Annotated in this window: 2 protein-coding genes; both read right to left on the bottom strand. The window is 69.4% G+C overall.

The annotated features are described in order from the left end of the window. The coding region (locus WA788_RS35485; protein ID WP_335984623.1) for an ATP-binding cassette domain-containing protein at positions 1-420 on the bottom strand (420 nt) is incomplete at its 3' end. Further along, positions 389-674: oligopeptide/dipeptide ABC transporter ATP-binding protein (locus WA788_RS35480; RefSeq protein WP_335984621.1), on the bottom strand; the 286-nt coding region annotated here is incomplete at its 5' end. The genes WA788_RS35480 and WA788_RS35485, both read right to left, overlap by 32 nt.

Raw genomic sequence — 674 nt, 5'->3', positions numbered from 1 at the left:
CTCGAAGGGCTCGCCGATGATGTCGCCGACCGTCATCCGGGGGTTCAGCGAGGTGTAGGGGTCCTGGAAGACCATCTGGATGTTCCGGCGGACCGACCTCAGCGCCCGCCCGGAGACCCGGCTGATGTCCTCGCCCTTGTAGATGATCTCGCCCGCGGTGGGCTGCTCCAGGTTCATCAGCAGCTTCGCCACCGTGGACTTGCCGCAGCCGGACTCCCCGACGATGCCGAGGGTCTCCCCCGCGTACAGGTTGAAGGTGACCCCGTCGACCGCCTGCACGGCGCCGATCTGCTTCTTGAACAGGATGCCGCGGGTCAGCGGGAAGTGCTTGACCAGGCCGCGGACCTGGAGGATCGGCTCACGACCGGACGGGTCGGAGGCGACCGACTCAGGCGTCTGCGGACGGGAGGCTGTCGTCATGCAGGGTCTCCTTCCAGAAGTGGCAGGCGCTCGCCCGGTCCTGGCTGACCCGGTACAGCGGGGGTTCGTCGGTGCGGCACACGGCCTGGGCGCGCGGGCAGCGCGGGTGGAAGGCGCAGCCGGGCGGGATGTGCAGCAGGTTGGGCGGCAGGCCCTTGATCGCGTACAGCTCCTGGCCCTTGCGGTCCAGCCGCGGGATGGAGTCGAGCAGGCCTTTGGTGTAGGGGTGGGCCGGCGCCCGGTAGATGTCGTGG

It is taken from the genome of Streptomyces sp. CA2R106 (assembly GCF_037034245.1).
Lineage (GTDB): Bacteria > Actinomycetota > Actinomycetes > Streptomycetales > Streptomycetaceae > Actinacidiphila.
This window is presented reverse-complemented; position numbering and strand designations above follow the sequence as displayed.